A 19,104-nucleotide genomic window follows, 5' to 3' on the forward strand; every position below is an offset into this window, starting at 1 on the left:
CACTCAGATATAAGATCAGTCTATGAAAAAAATATATTCTTCTCAAGCCAATAAGATCGAAAGCCTAAGATTTAAAGCCTAATTTAGATTTGAATTTTGAAATAACCATTGGAATAAGGATATCTTTTTTCATTTGCTTCCATGGTTTAATAACAGCTTCTTTAAATGATTCTCTCTTCCAAAGAGTTTCTGTATATCGCTTTATACACTGGCTATCGCCCCACAAATATTTACTAAGATTTAAAAAGTCTAATCTCCATAAGAATACTCCAAGATAAATATCTATCGCAGAGAAATCTTTACCTAGAGCAAACTTACCATCATGACTTTGTAAATACTCATTTAACTTAGCTATAGCCTCTTTTGTGCCTTGTAAAATTTGCACCATTGACTCTGGATTATGGACAATATTGTTTGTTTTCGAAACTGTTTTAAGCTTATTTTCAAACGCTCGCCTTAAAAAAGGATCTCCTGAATACTCCTTTACTTTCTTCTCTAAAATTTCGATCTTATGCTGATGCCCATTTTTAGAAAGAAACCTAAACATAAAAGGCCTTTTAGCAACCAACACATCTCCATAAGTTAAAGCTTCAGCATTGATTTTATCCACTAGTGTTTGCAAATATCCAAACTCTTTTTGTAGTTGTTTATCTGTAGGAAAGAGTGAAGCATGTATAGAAAAATATTTATCTGCAAATTTAGCAATATTATATGCATCATTTGTCACTTTGCCATCTATAACAAGAATAGGCACAACACAAAATGGTGAGATTCTTACAAACTCAGGTTCATACTGCTGATAAGCATTATTTATTAAGATGATATGACTCTCATATTTAGCTTTTTTCTCAGCTAATGCTTGTCTAGCAATTTGTGAATAAAGTGAACCAGGAAAGTGATATAGGTGTACTCCTTTTTGAGGAGCATATTTATTATATTTTTGAGTAAAGATCTTTTCTTTGAGATCTTGCAGACTATATTTAAATTCGTTCATCAATTAAATCCTCTATAACGAATATACTTACAGTATTACAAATAAAACTACTCTTGTCACCTTAAAACCTACGTTTCAATAGCTTTATATAACTGATAATATATGAGAAATATGGTGAAAATAATTACTTTTACGAGATAGTTTTCAGAAATTTTTACATAATTTCTTTTGTGTAAGATTTTGCCCCAAGTTCTTTAACAATATGATCATATAATGCTCGATGGATTTGGTAAGTAGGATGAACATGATCCCAAAATGCATAGTTTTGCGGATTATTACACATACTTCCTGTATAACCTGCATCTATAATACTTTGCATCGAAGGTTGGTCTAGTAGCTCAGTCATCTTAACTCTAGAACTATCCTTATTTTCTAAATCATTATATGCTTTGTTTATTTTAGCTTTCTCAGATAAAAAATACCCTCCCAACCAACATGAATCTTTGATATGCTTCAGGCTTATATTTGCATGATATTTCTTATTAAAGTTCTTCGTATTATTAATCATTTCATCAAATACTGGTGCGATATCTATAAATTTCATATTATGTTTATTAGCATATGCTTTTAAAATTTCATTATGCTTTATATATATCTTTTTCAAGACATCTTGATTTTTTAGAGACTTAGACTCACCAGTTATACTAAGGTCTGGCAAACCTATAATAACCACTTTTTTTACGCCAACCCTCTCAATAGCAGATATAATGCCATCTGTAACTTGCTTAACAGCATTATCAATATCTTCCATTTTTGGATTAGATGTTAAGTAGTCATTTCCACCTACAAAAAATATTGCTAGTTTATCTTTAATATTCTCATTCGAATCTAAATTAAGGTATAAACCAACCTGATCACCTAACACATATGGAGTATCATTATCAGCCCAATCTGGAAATACTATAACTGAACTACCCCCAACAGCATAGTTATTAACAGAAATATTATTTAGATATAACCTATTTGCAAATTGTTCTGACCATACTTCTCCATTAGAAAACATCCCTCTATAATATGGTGTTGACTTTGGTAACAATTGTAATGAATATTTATAAAGATTCCCTTTATCACTTAAGCTATCACCAAATATTAAAACTTTTTTAACACCAAATAATAAACTATCAAAGGTATCTATTTCTTTATGACATGCTGAAATTGTAAAGCTTGGCGTAATTAAGCTGCCATTGATGAATGTTTTTATGTTGACGGAATAATTAGTCCAATAGTATTCATAATTATCATTATGTAATCTGTGATTTACCTCTATATTACCAATCGCATCTTTAAATAATGCTTTATTTGCGCCCTTCTCACCGAAATAAAAGAATGCATTTGATAATTCATATTTAACAGAACCGTATGAATTTCTTGACTTAAAATTTATATTATAGTTTGAGGTTGTAGCGAGTAGAAAATTATCATTAGATAACTCTTTAGTAACATAATACTGATAAGGTTTAATAACCTTCTTAAAACTATAACCACTATCTTTATCTGTGATAGTAAAGATAGCATCTGTACTACAATTATTTTCTAGCATTAAATGAGTATGCGCATATCCAAATGATTGTTTTGCTAAAATAGTACAAAAAAATAATATAGCCGAGCTTGTGAAAATATTTCTTATCATCTAAGCCACACTATAAACCTTATCAATCTCTTTCATCAACTTATCAGTTTCAGTAAGTGCTAGAATTATCTTTTGATAATGTAAGATATCTTCAAAGCCTAGCTCTCTACCCTTACGATCTTTGAGCCATTTTTGAGCTGGTTGATAACCACCAATATAAAAATTCCAAGCTACTTCTGGGACATTATCAAAATACTGCCCTTTGTTGATGTAAACTTTGCCATCTTTATAGCTTGGTTTATCGACAATATTATCGCCATCTATCGGGTAGCTTGTAATGTAACCTGTAACTACTGGCGACTCTAATAAATGAATTTGGCGAAGTTGTCCGCCTAGCTCTACCAGTTGCCAAAAAGTATCTATAGTTGGATATGGTACGCGTGGGAAATCTATTTTTAGAAATTCTTTGTATCTCTCACGGTAGCTAGGACTGTGAAGTACCGCATAGATGTAGTCGAGTATGTCTATTGGGGCAAATGTTTTAGATAGGTCACTGAGCGGAGTCGAAGTGCCGTTATTACATGATTGAGTACCTAAATCACCATTCAACACTTCGACTCCGCTCAGTAAACTTGAATGGTGTGTTTTCTCAGCAACAAACTCCAAGCCAAGGCTCTTCTCAATCTCTTTAACAATACTCATATCTAAATTTGGTACTCTGCTAGAATCTAGTGAGTCATCATCTGGGTAGAGATATAATGGAAAAATTGGTGCACTACCAAATTTTTTTGCAGTTGATAAGGTATTTCCATCTACAGGTTTTTTAGTTATAAAAATATGTCTATAGTCTTGAGATGTTTGTCTAGGTACAAGTAAAGCAATATTATCATATAGTAAATGTTTCATAGTAGAATATCTAGAATAAGCACTAAAGCCTTTAGATGATTTTGATAAATAACAATATCTACTATCAAATATTCTATAATCGATTTTAGCAATGCTATGTAATCCATTTGCTTTTATATCTTCTTTTGCATTTAATACAGTCCAATCTCTCTTATCTACTATTTCATATTTTGCTTTAATTGCTGCCTGATCTAAATCTTTAAAATCTTGACACACTTTAATAAGTTCTGCTTTATTCATATTTATAGCAAGCTTATCTTGTTGGGTTTCAATGCCTGAACTATAAACTTTAAATAATGAGCTTACATTAAACCCTCTCTCATATTGTTTAATCAAACCAAAATCTTTTTTCACAAAAAAATAATTTGGCTTACTATATTCTAATTTATTCCATGAAATATTTTTTAAATCATTTTGATTTAAAAAGTCATACTTATAGTTTCTCTTACCAAACAAATCATAATGGTAGACTTCAGCTAATTCGCCTTTTTTCTTAGCTCCAGTTTTAACAAAAATATTGATAGATACGCCTTGCATAATATCAAAGACATTTTCATCTTTTGAGCCATCTGGGCAAATTTCTTTTTTCTTAGAATTACCATGTAAATCTATGATATAAATCTTATCAAAGCTCTCTAATAGTGACTTTCTCATCTGCCTATGAGTTATACCATCTATAAAAGAGTTATTAGATATATACGCTAATACACCCTCACCTGTTCTATCTATGTAATGCTGTCCATAACGAGTAAATTTGATATAATCATCATCTAAATTTATCTTTCTTTCATTAAGGTTTTTCTTATAGTCTTTAATTAGGTCTTGTATCCATTCGCCTTTATTACTAGAGCTAACCGAGTACGGCGGATTACCCATCACTACCATTACTGGAGTATCTTTTTTGATTTGGTTTGCCTCATTGGCTTCATTACTTAGCCAGTTAGCAAAAAGTGTCCCAGTATCAGGGTGATGCTCCTCAAGTGAGTTTGTCAGATAGATATGGAAGCGTTGGCTTTGGGTAGATTTTGGCTTATAGCCGGTATCTGTTAGAAGCATATCTAACTTTAGATGTGCCATTGCATAACTTGCCATCAGTAGCTCGAAGCCATTTAACCTAGGTATCAAATGCTCCTCTACATAACCACTCCAAGCACCTTGCATAGCTTTGAAATTGTTATTGTAAATAAACTTAATCGCCTCTGCCAAAAATGTCCCTGTACCAGTTGCTGGATCTAGAACTTGGACTTTGTGGACTTCTTTTTCTATTTGTTTATAGCCAGATTTTGATCTTTTATCAGTTGTTTGACTGTCAATTTGTATCTTTGTCTTGGTAGTATCTGCTAGCCCTTGGCTTAGTCCAAACTCTGATTTTAGCACCTCATCAACTGCTCTTACGATAAAGCTAACTACAGGTTGAGGTGTATACCAAACTCCCTTTGCCTTTCTAAGCTTTGAGTCATATTCAGATAGAAAATCCTCATAAAAATGCACTATTGGATCTTGGGTTTTGGTACTTCTACCAAATTTTGAAAGTATCTTGCGTAAATCTACCGCACGGAAAACATCCGCTAAGTTATCAACTGTATGCTTAATCCTGCCATCAATATTTGTACCAGCGACATAGTCAAACAGCATTCTTAGAAATGGATTTGTCTTGGGTATCTTCTCAGCTGCTTCTTGACGCGAGAAAGTGTCTAAAACCTTATCGTGATACCTTGCAGCAAACATCCCATACGCTAGCGTTTGAGCATAAATATCCGCAAAGCCCTTTGGTGTCAAATCATGGATTAGAATATTTCTAAAAGTTTCATATTGTGATCTTAGCCCACTATTTTGCTCATCTTCGATATCTTTGTTTAGTGCATTTTCTAATGTATTTTGCAATAATCTTGCCTTACCTGCCATCATCCCCGCTAATTTCTTCGGCGAGCGGATAGTTTGACCTATATATGTACAGAAATCTTTGATTAGATTTTCAAACTGTTGGAAGTTTCTAACGATTGGTTTAATCTCGCCATTTTCAATAGTCGCAATCTCAATCTGTGTAACTAGCTCACCCTCTTTGAAGAACTGAAAACGCAAATAATCTGTGATAATCAAATTATCCAAAGCCTTGCGGTAGCGACTAAACTGCTCTTTGTAGTTCTTTGAATCTAAATCTTTACCAATATCTTTCGCCTCGATATAACCAATTGGTATATCTTTTTTGGTAATCACATAATCAGGGTTACCACAGTCTGTAACATTTGCCGGCTCATTTGTGACATCTATATCGGCTACTAGAGATACTAGCAAATCTTCTAAATCCTTGCGGTATGTATGTTCACGAGATATACCAGTTTTATAGCGTTTGTTAAGTTGCTCGAGATATTGCTGAGTTGTCATTCAAAATTATAAAATCTAAAAGATATTATTAAGATTATAGATTATTTGATATGAAAATGTAGTTTACTTTTCTAAAAAAACTCTCATCAAAAAATAGAATCAGATATTTTTGGATAGTTCCATTAGTATTTATTATCATATCTGCACATTAGCGATTAGCATTTACTAAAGACAATGAATTAAAAATAGAATTGTCCGAGTTCAATACAATTGGACGAGTTTTCTATTTTTTCATTGGCTTAAAATGCGGCAGCGTAGTGCTAGGCAATTTTGCATACTTTTTTTGCTATACAAAAAGTATGTCGTTATAGCTTACGAAGTAAGCAACGAAACCTGTATGACTTAAACGAAAAACAAAGTTTAATACTTTACTTTTAAGATATAGCTAATTCTAATAACTTTTGAAACCATTTTTGTCATCCTATGGCTTGACCATAGGATCCAATTATTATGAGCTTTAAATTTGGATTCTACGATCAAGTCGTAGAATGACATTTTTCTTTCGAATTAACTATATATATCCCCGTATCAAACATGATGGTGGGAATAATTTTTGATGGTTATTATTTAGGCTGCCAAACAATATCAAGCTCTTTGGCTGCTTTGACATCATCTAAACGACGAGATGGTAAACTATATGGTGCTTTTTTAAGATACTCAGGGTTTTGTTTTGCAATATTCCTAATCTCAACCATTGCCTGGATAAACTTCTCCATACTATCAACATTCTCAGTTTCAGTAGGCTCTATTAGTAGGCATTCTGGTACTAGCAATGGGAAATACATAGTAGGAGCATGCACGCCTCTATCTATCAAACACTTAGCGAAATCCGTAGCTGTCACGCCATACTTTTGAAATTCAGGTTTTAATGTCACAATAAACTCGTGAGATGCTCTTCTATCAGGATATGCTATTGTAAAGCCTTCTTCTTTTAAACGCACCATCATATAGTTAGCGTTTAGAGTTGCTATTTCAGATGCTTCAGTTAAGCCATTACCACCTAACATTGCGCCATAAATATATGCTCTAAGTAACACCCCAATATTACCGTTAAACGCAGATAGTCTACCGATAGTATTAGGTACATCTTTTTCCTCTAACCATACAAATTTATTATCTTTTTTACCAACCATTGGTACAGGTAAAAACTCTTTTAATTTGTCATTAACAGCTACTGGACCAGCACCTGGACCGCCACCACCATGAGGAGTTGCAAAAGTTTTATGTAAATTCATATGTAAAACATCAAAGCCCATATCTCCAGGGCGCGCTTTACCCATGATCGCATTTAGGTTTGCGCCATCATAGTATAGTAAACCGCCAGCCTCATGAACTTTCTTTGCGATCACAGCTATACTTCTTTCAAATACCCCAACAGTAGATGGATTTGTAAGCATAATACCAGCAGTTTTTGGTCCTAGCACTTTATCAAGAGCTTCGATATCAATATCACCACACTTCTTAGTTGGAATCTCGATAACTTTTAAGCCACACACTTTTGCAGTAGCTGGGTTTGTACCATGAGCTGCATCTGGCACAATAATTTCATTACGCTCAAAATCACCACGTTTATGATGATAAGCTTTGATCATAGCTACACCTGCAAACTCACCTTGAGCGCCTGCCATAGGTGCAAGTGAAACACCAGTCATACCTGTTAGCTCTTTTATCAAATCTTGTAGATCATATAAACACTCTAGAGTACCTTGAGCACTTTGTGTACTTGCATACGGATGTCTTTCTAAAAAACCAGGTAGCGAAGCATACTTATGTGCTGCACGAGGATTGTACTTCATAGTACAAGAACCTAGTGGATAAAAATTTGTATCTATACAAAAATTCTTACGTGATAGTTGTGTATAATGTCTAACAACATCTAACTCAGCTTGTTCAGGCAAAATAGGTTTTTTAGAACGAAGCATATTTGCTGGAATATCCGAAGTATCACCTTTTTTACTTGGCATTACAGCTGGTGAGTTTACACCTCTAGTTTTTTCAAAAATAACCATTTAATTAACCTCCTAACCTAGCTAGAACTTTCTTAGTCGCTGCAATATATTCATCTAGATCTTCTTGTGTATGAATTTCAGTAGCGCAAATCATAATAGATTTTTCTAAGTCGTTACTATATTCACCCAAGAAATATCCGGCATCAATACCTTCTTTTTCCATTTCTGTTACGAAAGTTGTTGCGTTTACAGGTAAATCAATAACCACCTCATTAAAAAATGCTTTATCAAACCTAATACTTACACCATCTAATTTAGATAACTCATTTGCTAGGTTTGTTGTATTTTCATGAGATACACTAGCAACTCTTTCTAGACCTTCAGCACCAAGCAAACTCATATAAATAGTTGCAGCTGTTACCATAAGACCTTGGTTAGTACAGATATTAGAAGTAGCTTTTGCACGGCGAATATGTTGCTCTCTAGCTTGTAGAGTTAAGCAAAAACCTTCATTACCATCTAGATCAACAGTTCTACCAACAATACGACCTGGCATTTGACGCACATGAGGCATTTTACAAGTCATAAAGCCAAAATATGGACCGCCTGAAGCTAAAGGCACACCCATAGGCTGACCCTCACCACAGACTATATCAGCACCTTTTTCACCCCATTCAGCTGGTGATTTTAAGATTGCTAAGGACATTGGATTAGTTACAGCTATAGCTAAAGCTCCATGTTCATGCGCCCAATCTGTCAGACTATCAACATCTGCAAGTTGACCTAAGAAATTAGGACTTTGGACAACTACCGCAGCATATTGAGTATCAGCAAAATCAGCTAGCTTTGCTATATCTGTTTTACCATTTTTAGAGTCCAAGTTTACAACATCAATCTCAATACCTTGATGCTTCGTAATTGTTTCTAGTACATTTAAGTACGTTGGATGTAACGCTTCAGCTATTAGGACTTTTTGTGATTTTGCCTTTTTATTAGAGCGAATCGCCATAAGTACAGACTCTGCTAATGCAGTTGCCCCATCATACATAGATGCATTTGATACATCCATACCAGTTAGTCCTGCCATCATGGTTTGGAATTCATAGATAACTTGTAGACCACCTTGAGAAGCCTCAGCTTGATATGGTGTATATGCTGTATAAAATTCTCCACGAGCTACAATATCCCATATCGCTGAAGGAATATAATGACTATATGCCCCAGCTCCTATGTAGTTAGTATTATGGTGATTCTTATTAGCTCTTTTTCTTGCAACATTTGCTAATTGTATTTCATTGATTCCGTCTGGAATTTTTAGAGCATTGGCTCTTAGCTGAGCAGGAATCTCATCAAATAACTGATCTACAGAGCTTGCTCCTATAGTATCCAGCATTTTTTTAATTTGTTCAGACTTATGTGGTATAAAAGACATACTTCCTCCATGCCTTTGTATAAGAATTTCTTAAAAGAGTAAATTAGTAAGACTTTATAGTGTTATAGAAACTAGTCTAGTCTTGCATATTTTTTGCATAATCTTCAGCACCTAATAAATCACCTAGCTGAGACTCATCAGAGATTTTTAGTTTAAATAACCAACCATCTTTGTATGGTGCATGATTTACTTGCGAAGGATCATCTACTAAAGACTCATTTACTTCTATAATTTCACCATCAAGTGGAGAATACACATCTGATGCTGCTTTCACAGACTCCACAACACATGTATCATCACCTCTTGAGAACTCTTCTCCAACCTCAGGAAGCTCAACATATACCAAATCTCCAAGTAATGACTGAGCGTGCTCTGTAATACCTACTATTACTTCATCACCCTCTACTTTGATCCACTCATGTGACTTTGTATATTTTAATTCATTAGGAATATTTGACATTTTTTACCTCCAATAATTAACCAATTTAATTTTTTACTTAAAACTTGCAATACTAATAGTTTAAAATTTATTGTCACTCTAAAACTTAGCTAAAATGACATGAGTACTTTATATAATCTATATTAAAGATTTACCATTTTTGACAAATCTAGGTTTCACAATCTCAACGTCTAACTCTTTACCACGTATATTTACTTTAGGATTACTTCCTTGTTTAGGAACATACGCCAAAGCTATAGCAATTTTCAAAGTTGGTGAAAAGCTACCGCTTGTAATATAACCTTTTTCACCATTATCAAAAACTATCTCTTGACCAGATCTTAAAACACCTTTTGATCTAAGAACTATGCCAGCCCACTTAGTATCTATACCTTTTGCTTTCTTAGCCAATAAGGCTTTTTTACCTATAAAGTTTCTATCCTCATCAGATAAGTCAACGCTCCAGCCAAGACCTCTTTCTAAAGGTGTTGTTGAGCTATCCATATCTGAGCCATATAAGTGCATACCTGCTTCTAATCTAAGCGTATCTCTAGCACCAAGGCCCGCTGGTGTTGCTCCATATTTTAATAAGCTATTCCAAAATTCTACAGCTTGATCTGCAGGAAGCATTATCTCAAAACCATCCTCTCCAGTATAACCTGTACGAGCAAACATCCACTTACTAAAAAACTTAAATGAAAAAGGCTTAAGATGATCTAACTGTTCAGCAATATCTGATGTTACTACATGCTCAACTATTTCAGCTGCCTTTGGCCCTTGAACTGCTACTATAGCTAAATCTTCTTGAGGAGTTACATCAACAGCAAAATCTTTAGCATTTTCTCTAAACCATGCTACATCAGATTCTCTATTACCTGCATTTACAACGATTCTAAAATTTTCTTCATCAATTTTATAAGTAATTAAATCATCAACAATTCCAGCTTCATGATTTAGCATACAGCCATACTGCGCTTTATTGCTTAATAATTTAGCCACATCATTTGCTAACATATGGCGTAAGAATTTTTCGGCATCCTTACCTTTGATATCTACAGCAAGCATATGTGAAACATCAAATACACCACAATTTTCTCTAACATTATTGTGCTCTTGAATCTGTGAGCCATAGTTAATTGGCATTGACCAACCAGAAAAATCAACCATTTTAGCATTAGCAGCTACATGCGCTTCGTAAAGAGGAGTTTTTAACATAAGAAATTACCCACTAAATTTGAACTCTAACAAAAGACACTATACATCTTTTTATGCACTTTTATAAGCATTTTTTCTCAAAAAAATTTACTATTCTTGTTCATCAAGAACTTTTATATATAGCTTACCATCTTTAGCTCTCTCTGGACCATGAATATCCGTATCAAATCCTGGTAACATCGAACCTATTTTTTCTAACATTAATAAGAAATCTAGAATTACTTTTGATTCTGCTGTTACTCTTTCTCCTGGGAATATTACTGGAATTCCTGGCGGATAAGGAAGTACCATAACAGCACAAATATGCTCGTATATATCAGCTAAAGGAACTTTTTTAACTTTACCCTTTAATAATTTTTGAAAAGCTCTATGCGGATTTAGTTTTTGTTCTGGTAAAACATTAAAAGCATGATACATAAGGTTTGGTAAATTCGCATCTTTCATATATTGATGTAACTGTTCACTAATTTCTTGTATCCTTTTACCATCATAAAATTTTGGATCTTCAGCATATAGAGTTGGTAGCATTTTTTCTATCAAAGTATTTTCATCGTACATCTGTTTAAACTTATTTAGCACAGATATAAGTCTTACAGATTTGGCTTTTGTAGTTCCTAAACTAAAGATAAACAATAAAGAATAAGGTCCAGATTTCTCAACAACAATATCATGCTCATCTAAGAACTTAGCCACAACATCTGCCGGAACACCCCAGTCTTGGACATCATTATCTTTTATACCTGGCGTCAAAATAGTTATTTTAATAGGATCTAGTGATAAAAAATCACCATCTACATTTTTAAAACCATGCCACTTCTCAGCATTTCTTAATAGCCAAGCTTCTTTGTTTGATATATTATCAGGTTGCCAAACATCAAAAAACCAACCATTGGCTTCAGACTTTAATTTAACTAACTCTTGCCTAAAATCTATCGCTAAATTGATAGTTTTGTCTATAAGATTATAGCCTTGTTCACCTTCCATCATAGCGGCTGCCATTTCTGTACTTGAGACTATAGGATAAAACGGTGATGTTGAAGTATGCATCATGTATGCTTCATTTAAAACTTCTTCATTATAATCACCTTTGATATGAAGCATAGATGATTGGCTAAATGCGGCTAAAAGCTTATGTGTAGATTGTGTCTCAAAAATTATATGCTCAGGTTTAGGATTAATCTGCATTGCAGTTTTGTGCTTATATATCGGATGAAATATTGCATAAGGAATCCAAGCACTATCAAAATGTAACTTTTTAACATCTAATTCATTATGTATTGTATCAGTATTATATAAGATTCCATCATAAGTTGAATTTGTAACAACTGCATATTCAGGCCATTTATCTGCAATATTACTATTATCTATTTTTTCTTGAATCGTTTCTCTTTGAAACTCACTTTTAGGTATCCCTCCAATTATGCCATAAGCATTTCTAGTTGGCTTAAGATATATAGGGTTAACATCAACCATCATCATAAGATGAGTTATCGACTTATGACAATTTCTATCAACTAAAATAGTATCGCCATCAGCAACACTATACATTCCTACTATTTTATTTGCTGTTGATGTGCCATTAGTTACGATAAGAGACCTTTCAGATTTAAAAACTTTTGAGATGTATTCTTCAGCATCTTTGTGAGCCTCTGAATGATCTAGCAAACTACCAAGTTCTTTCATTGAAATAGATAGGTCAGTTTTAAAAATATTCTCACCATAAAAATCATAAAACAAAGCACCTACTGGAGATCTTTGAAAACCATAGCCACCCTGATGTCCCGGTGTACAAAATGATGAATTAAAATCTCTTGAATATTTAAATAACTCATAAGTTAATGGCGGTAATATATCATTAAAATAATTTGTAATAGTCTTATGAATAAAATCAGAGTCCTCACCAGCTAAAGCGTCATACTGTAAGAAGTTGATATTTAGATTAAAATCTCTGAGATTAAGTTTGATACTTTGATTATAATCAGAGGCAACAAATATGGGGAGTTTTGTATTTAAATGCGCAATATTATGAAAAGCCTCCACATTAAAGCTTGCCCTATCTAAGACAATACAACATATTCTTGAGTTCTCTTCAAGTATCTCAACAACCTCTGACATATTATCAATAATCAAAGTATTATATTGATATCCTTTAAGATCTCTTTCGATCTTTAATAAAAAATTTTTTTTATATGACTTTAAAGAATCATTGTAGACAAATACTACTGTTTTCATAATTTACACAGCCTATAGAAATATAACCACCTACTAATGCAGTATACTAAATGTCAGTAAATTAAAAATGATTTTTTTTATTAAAGAAAGAGAAAAAATAAAGTTATTTAGAGTTTTCAACCAGCTCTATCTCGCCATCTACTAGCCTATAGATTTTATTCATTCTTTGAGCTAATTTTTCATCATGTGTGACAATCACAAAACTAGTACCAAAATCATCACTTAGCTGTTGCATTAATTGAAAAATGCTTTCTGATCTTTGACTGTCAAGATTACCAGTTGGTTCATCTGCAAGAATACAATTTGGATTAGTTACTAATGCTCTAGCAATCGCAACTCTTTGACGCTCTCCACCTGATAGCTCTGCCGGTTTATGATTCGCACGATGATCTAGACCGACTTTTTCAAGAATTTCTTGAGCACGTTTTATTGAATCTTTTTTATTATATTTTTTAGTGATTGCTAATGGAATCATAACATTCTCAATAGCAGTAAACTCAGGTAAAAGATGATGTAATTGATATATAAAACCTAAATGTTTATTACGCATTATCGCTCTTTTATTCACAGATTGGTTATCAAATCTTTCACCCATTAAATGCACCTCACCAGAATTACATTTATCTAATCCTCCAAGTACATTTAATAAAGTAGTTTTACCAGAACCTGATAGACCTAATATAGCAACCTTCTCACCTTTTTTAATCTCAAGATTAATATCCTTAAGAATAGCTATATCATTCTTAAATTCAGTATATTTCTTTGAAACATTCTTACAGCTTAAAACAATATCACTCATATCTTAAGGCCTCTACTGGTTGAACTCTTGAAGCACTCCAAGCTGGATACAATGTTGCTAAAAAGCTTAAAAACATCGAAACTAAAGTTACTTTAACAACATCAGAAAACATTAGCTCTGATGGAATATAATCAATTAGATAAACACTTGCACTTAAAAACTGTCTACCTGTAACATGCTGGATAAAATTAACGATCTCTGTAGCATAAGTTGATAATATCACTCCTAATAATACGCCAATAATTGTACCTATCAGACCGATTATAAAACCTTGATATATAAATACTGTAATAATTTGACGTGATGACATTCCCATAGTTCTTAAAATAGCAATATCGCTACGCTTATCTGTAACGACCATTACCAAAGATGACAGTAAATTAAATATTGCTACAGTTATTATCAATAGCAATATAAAGAACATCATAGTTTTTTCCATCTTCAACGCATCAAAAAATGATTTGTTTTCATCTGTCCAATCACGCGTGAAATAATATGATGATAAACCACCATCATTTAACTTATTTTTAATGGCTGGAGCATCATAGACATTTTTGGTACCTAACTGTAACGATGTAATAGTATTTCCAGTTTCAAAAACTTTTTGAGCATCTTTGATATTAATCATCGCATAATAAGCATCATACTGATAACTCACAGAGAAGATACCTGTTACTGTAAACTGCTTAATACGTGGGATCATACCTGCAGGAGTTAGACTGACTTTAGGTACTATGAGAGTAACTTTATCTCCTACAGATACTCCTAAATTACCTGCTAAGACACTACCTAAGACTATATTATATCCTTTACCATCATCCAAAGATGACAAATTCCCTTCAACAATATGCTTTTTAATTGGTAATACTTTAGTTTGATATTTTGGTTCTATGCCTTGAATCTGAACAAATGCCGTAGTACTGCCGCCAGCATTAGCACTAAGTAATCCTTGAGATTCAACTATTGGTGCAGTTGCTGTAACCTTAGGGTTGTCTGCTAATATTTTTTTTGAAAGTGACTGCCAATCTTCAAGCTTGCCACCCATCTCATAAACCTTTAATGGTGGTACCATCATTAAAATTCTGCTTTTAATCTGCTGATCAAAACCATTCATAACAGACATTACTGTAATCAAAACCGCAACACCTAAGGATATTCCCAAAAACGATATCGCTGAAATAATAGATATAAACCTATTACGCTTCTTAGCGCGAATATATCTCAAACCAATAAATAAGGGTAAACTTCTAAACATTTAATTTTTTAATCAGAAAAATTGTAGTATAGGATAACATATTAGATTCTGAAAAAACATTTCAAAAATAATTGCCAAATATTTATTTAATTTAAATTTTGGCAACCTTTGTTAAAAATTAATTGCCCTTGTTAATTTTACATAATTGCCATAGCTCTTTTTTATCTTATAATAGTGGCAAAGATTATTTTTAGATAAAAAATCAATATATAGGATAAAAATGTTTTTTAGACCTCAACTTAACTATCTTTGTATCTGCTTAGGAGGATTAGTTATAACTTACACAGGTATATCATTATTAATCTTAGAGACGATGTTCTAAATACAGTTAGTATTAATTTTATAAATCAGATGTTGCCCCACACGCTATAACTCTATGCGACATCTAGATAATAAATCCCGTAAAATATACTAACTGTATTTAAACAATTTAATAGTACCCTTTCTTTAACAACTAAACGATATTTACCAACGTTGAAAAATTTCCATACAAATATCTTTTATAGCTTTGCCTGTTTGTTTGGCTTTTTCAACATCTTGAGCATGAATATTTGTTAATACAATAGTATCAAATGGTCGAGTTTTATATTCAGGAAGTAAGTTGACTATTTCATAGTTTTCCTCACTTGGCTCATCAAAATATTTTTCAGGAAGCAACCCTATTCCATAACCTAAACGTACAAGATCTCTTAACTGAACTAATACATCCGTGGCAAAGTTACCATTGATTACAACAGAATGCTCTTTATTATCATCATCAAGCAGATTCCAGCGAGTTTTTGACCAAAGATTTGTATATAAACAATTATGATCTTTCAGGTCTTCTAATTTCTTTGGTTCACCATGCTGTTTTAAATATTCTTTAGAAGCAAAAATCTTCATAATATCTGAACGTCGTGTAACAATATTCCAGTGATCAGGGTTTATTGCATGAAAGAACAAATCTTCTGTTATACAAATATCAAAATGTTGAATAAAGTTTTTAAGCTTAAGGATTTCACGCTCCATCATATTAAATGTATATGTTGATAATTCAATTTTAATATTTGGAATTTTTTCTTTTAACTTAGGATAAATGTTATAAATAAAAAAGTATGAGAAACCAATAGATAAAAATATTTTGATAGGAATATTCTCATCATCAAGGTTACTAATATTTCCCTCTACATCATCTAATGCTTTATCAATACTCTCAAGATGGTTTAATGTCGAGTTATATAAGATTCTACCTGCAGAAGTTAACTCAATACCTTTATTTGAGCGTGTTATTAATTTCTTACCGATTTGATCTTCAAGTTGCGAAATTTGTCTTGAAATAGTGGTATGAGCTATTCCAAGCACTGCGCTTGCCTGGGAAAAAGAACCACTGTTTATTAATGTCTTAAAAAAATATAAATTATCGTAAACTTTCTTCATCACTATATAAACTATAAAAGGCTATATAGAGTAATAATATCAACTTATTCGAGCTTTTGTTTGTTATTATTAAAAATTAACTTCAGAAAGCGACTTCAAAAACAGAAAAAAAACCTCTTAGACAAATTTATAATATTAGTAACAGCAAGCTTTAATCGATAAAAATAGACTATAAAAGCCGCTCTATAGAACTTAACTAATCGATATATAAACAATCCCTCTAATACTACAAAGGTCCCAGTAAAATAACACATCAAAACAATAAATAAAGCTAAGATCCAATTACGCATTTCTAGTGCCTCTTGATAAAATAAAATATGCTCCGATATCTGGTCTTTTGCTTATTATTGACTCTGGTAATTGATGTTTCGTTAAACGCATATCTTTGCATGACTGAAACAAACGCGTTAAAAAATTATTTTTTACATTTTTAATCAACGTTTTCGAAGGGAATAAATGAAAAGTGTTAATATTAGTATATAGCTTATAAAATACTGTCTGAGTGAACTTATATTTATAAATAAACATCATCATTGGCATTCTATACTTTGGTTTAAAAGCATGCAGATGTAACTCACATTGAGAATTTCTATTATCTATATTCTTAACTAAAACATATCCAACAGGAGTCTCTTTTTCATCTATAAAAACAATATGATCTGACTTCAGCTCAAATATTCTTTGATAAAATTTCTCTATAGTTAATGGGCTCTGTATATAATCTAAAATACCTTTAACTAAGTCATCTGTATAGCTAGTTCTCTTAGTATCATGATAAAGTATAGTATAGTTTAAACTCATTTTACTCTCCTAGGATTAGTTTCTATCTAAATAGCCTCTGCAACATCATTACCATATGCCCACACTCGATCAATATACTCTTCACCCCAATCATCCATTAAAAATAATAGCTGCTGCTCAAAGGCTTCCGGATCCATAGGTTCACCTTTAAATGGATTTTCTGGATTATGGTGAACACACTCGATACCAAATAACTCTTTTGACATCGCTAAATAATCTCGTGTATGTAAAATATATGCATGCCAAACTTCATCTAAGTAATTCATTGAGTCCATCATAAATGACTTTTGTTTTTCGATACGCCATCTTTGTGCAGAATAAAGCCAACACATAAAATCTGTAAACCATTGCTTAGCTTGTGCTCTATTCATTTTTAGCTCTTTCATAACTCTTAATACTACTGACTCATTATCCCAATTTAGAATATCTGTCTTTGATGGAAGTTTAATTTCTTGCATACTATCACCTTATTATTTACCAATTTTTGTAACTATAGTTATTAAGCTGCACACATCATTCCACAAGCTTTACAAGATAATGATGTCTTTGATTTTAATTTTTTTAAGTTTTTAATTGTTTTCATTTTGTCTCTCCTCTTTAATCGTTATCTTAAATCTTATCTCTATCGCTTATTTATTAACCGCCACATGGTGGAATACTACATGCTGCTAATGTTTGTGATGTTAGTTTCTTTAAATTCTTTATTGTTTTCATTTTGTCTCTCCTCTTTAATCGTTATCTTAAATCTTATCTCTATCGCTTATTTATTAGCCGCCACACGGTGGGATGCTACATGTTGCTAATGTTTGTGATGTTAGTTTCTTTAAATTCTTTATTGTTTTCATTTTATTTCTCCTTTTTATTTTCTTTTCATTTTTCAATTTGTTAGCTGATAGTGAGTATTATAAGAGGCATAACTCTTCTCTGGAATACTATAAAATGAACACTGCTGTGCAATTTTGCATAAGATGATTTTTAAGAGCTAAAATAGATGGTCTAACGCTAATATGTAGCATTACAATAGTGACTTATAGTTAATCCGAATGACTTATGTAAAATAAAACCTGTCATTCCGGACTTGATCCGGAATCTCCTAGCCAAAGTAAAGAGATCCTGAATCAAGTTCAGGATGACCGCATAAAAGTACACAATACAATCGGATTGACTATATAATTTTGGGAGATGATATACGAGCTTTAAAAGAGCGTCTATGTATCACTTAACTCTAGGCAGCAGACATATGCAATAAAAACAATGAATTTATAAAATAAATGGAAGAGACTGTTGATTTAATGTTAAAAAGATCATTGAGCTTGTCAAAATGACTTTTATAAATCAAGTAAAATAAGGCTTCGACTCCGCTCAGCCAACTTGATTTTATAAAAATAATGATTAAATCAACAGCCTTTGGAAATATAAATTTTACGTGATTAAGTTTGCACATCCTAATCTGACAGATTTATAGTGTGCTAGTTATAGATATATTATAAAACTCTAAAATATAAAAATATGTTGGGAAGGAGTTTGAAAAAGGTCTGACGACTACCTACTTTCACCTGGGCAAATGCCAGACTATCATCGGCGTGAGCCCGTTTCACTTCTGAGTTCGGAATGGGATCAGGTGGTTCCAGACTGCTATCATCGTCAGTGGGTGTTATGATACTCTTCTTAATTTATAAGTCAACAACTAAAAATTTTTTTAATAAAAACT

General features: G+C 32.5%; 13 protein-coding genes and 1 rRNA gene. All 14 read right to left on the bottom strand.

What is annotated here, in order from left to right; all coding sequences use genetic code 11:
- Positions 1–64: 64 nt before the first annotated feature.
- Entirely contained in the window at positions 65–994 is a 930-nt protein-coding gene (locus tag F7310_RS08090; protein ID WP_072713103.1) for a glutathione S-transferase family protein, read from the bottom strand.
- 154 nt (positions 995–1,148) lie between these two features.
- Positions 1,149–2,624, bottom strand: a complete 1,476-nt coding sequence (locus F7310_RS08095) for an SGNH/GDSL hydrolase family protein (RefSeq protein WP_072713105.1) — start codon at positions 2,622–2,624, stop codon at positions 1,149–1,151.
- Positions 2,625–5,855 (bottom strand): type ISP restriction/modification enzyme, encoded by a 3,231-nt coding sequence (locus F7310_RS08100; protein WP_072713106.1) that lies wholly within the window; start codon positions 5,853–5,855, stop codon positions 2,625–2,627.
- 563 nt (positions 5,856–6,418) lie between these two features.
- Positions 6,419–7,864 (bottom strand): aminomethyl-transferring glycine dehydrogenase subunit GcvPB, encoded by a 1,446-nt coding sequence (gcvPB, locus tag F7310_RS08105; RefSeq protein WP_072713108.1) that lies wholly within the window; start codon positions 7,862–7,864, stop codon positions 6,419–6,421.
- Positions 7,865–7,868: 4 nt separating this feature from the next.
- Complete coding sequence (gene gcvPA, locus F7310_RS08110; protein ID WP_072713109.1) at positions 7,869–9,236, bottom strand: aminomethyl-transferring glycine dehydrogenase subunit GcvPA; 1,368 nt, start codon at positions 9,234–9,236, stop codon at positions 7,869–7,871.
- Positions 9,237–9,312: 76 nt separating this feature from the next.
- A complete protein-coding gene (gene gcvH / locus F7310_RS08115; protein WP_072713110.1) occupies positions 9,313–9,696 on the bottom strand; it encodes a glycine cleavage system protein GcvH in 384 nt (127 codons plus the stop codon).
- 117 nt (positions 9,697–9,813) lie between these two features.
- Positions 9,814–10,890: a glycine cleavage system aminomethyltransferase GcvT gene (gene gcvT / locus F7310_RS08120; protein WP_072713111.1), complete on the bottom strand. Its 1,077-nt coding sequence runs from the start codon at positions 10,888–10,890 to the stop codon at positions 9,814–9,816.
- A gap of 90 nt (positions 10,891–10,980) precedes the next feature.
- Positions 10,981–13,122 (bottom strand): lysine decarboxylase LdcC, encoded by a 2,142-nt coding sequence (ldcC, locus tag F7310_RS08125; RefSeq protein WP_072713112.1) that lies wholly within the window; start codon positions 13,120–13,122, stop codon positions 10,981–10,983.
- Positions 13,123–13,225: 103 nt separating this feature from the next.
- Entirely contained in the window at positions 13,226–13,921 is a 696-nt protein-coding gene (gene lolD, locus F7310_RS08130; RefSeq protein ID WP_072713113.1) for a lipoprotein-releasing ABC transporter ATP-binding protein LolD, read from the bottom strand.
- Entirely contained in the window at positions 13,914–15,176 is a 1,263-nt protein-coding gene (locus F7310_RS08135; protein WP_072713114.1) for a lipoprotein-releasing ABC transporter permease subunit, read from the bottom strand. Before F7310_RS08135 ends, lolD begins: the two co-directional genes overlap by 8 nt.
- Before the next feature lie 465 nt (positions 15,177–15,641).
- Complete coding sequence (locus F7310_RS08140) at positions 15,642–16,592, bottom strand: LysR family transcriptional regulator (protein ID WP_072713115.1); 951 nt, start codon at positions 16,590–16,592, stop codon at positions 15,642–15,644.
- Positions 16,593–16,874: 282 nt separating this feature from the next.
- A complete protein-coding gene (locus F7310_RS08145; RefSeq protein ID WP_072713116.1) occupies positions 16,875–17,393 on the bottom strand; it encodes a hypothetical protein in 519 nt (172 codons plus the stop codon).
- A gap of 26 nt (positions 17,394–17,419) precedes the next feature.
- Positions 17,420–17,851, bottom strand: a complete 432-nt coding sequence (locus F7310_RS08150; RefSeq protein ID WP_072713117.1) for a glycine-rich domain-containing protein — start codon at positions 17,849–17,851, stop codon at positions 17,420–17,422.
- Positions 17,852–18,926: 1,075 nt separating this feature from the next.
- Positions 18,927–19,042 (bottom strand): 5S ribosomal RNA (gene rrf, locus F7310_RS08155).
- Positions 19,043–19,104 lie beyond the last annotated feature (62 nt).

It is taken from the genome of Francisella uliginis, from assembly GCF_001895265.1.
In the GTDB taxonomy this organism is placed as follows: domain Bacteria; phylum Pseudomonadota; class Gammaproteobacteria; order Francisellales; family Francisellaceae; genus Francisella; species Francisella uliginis.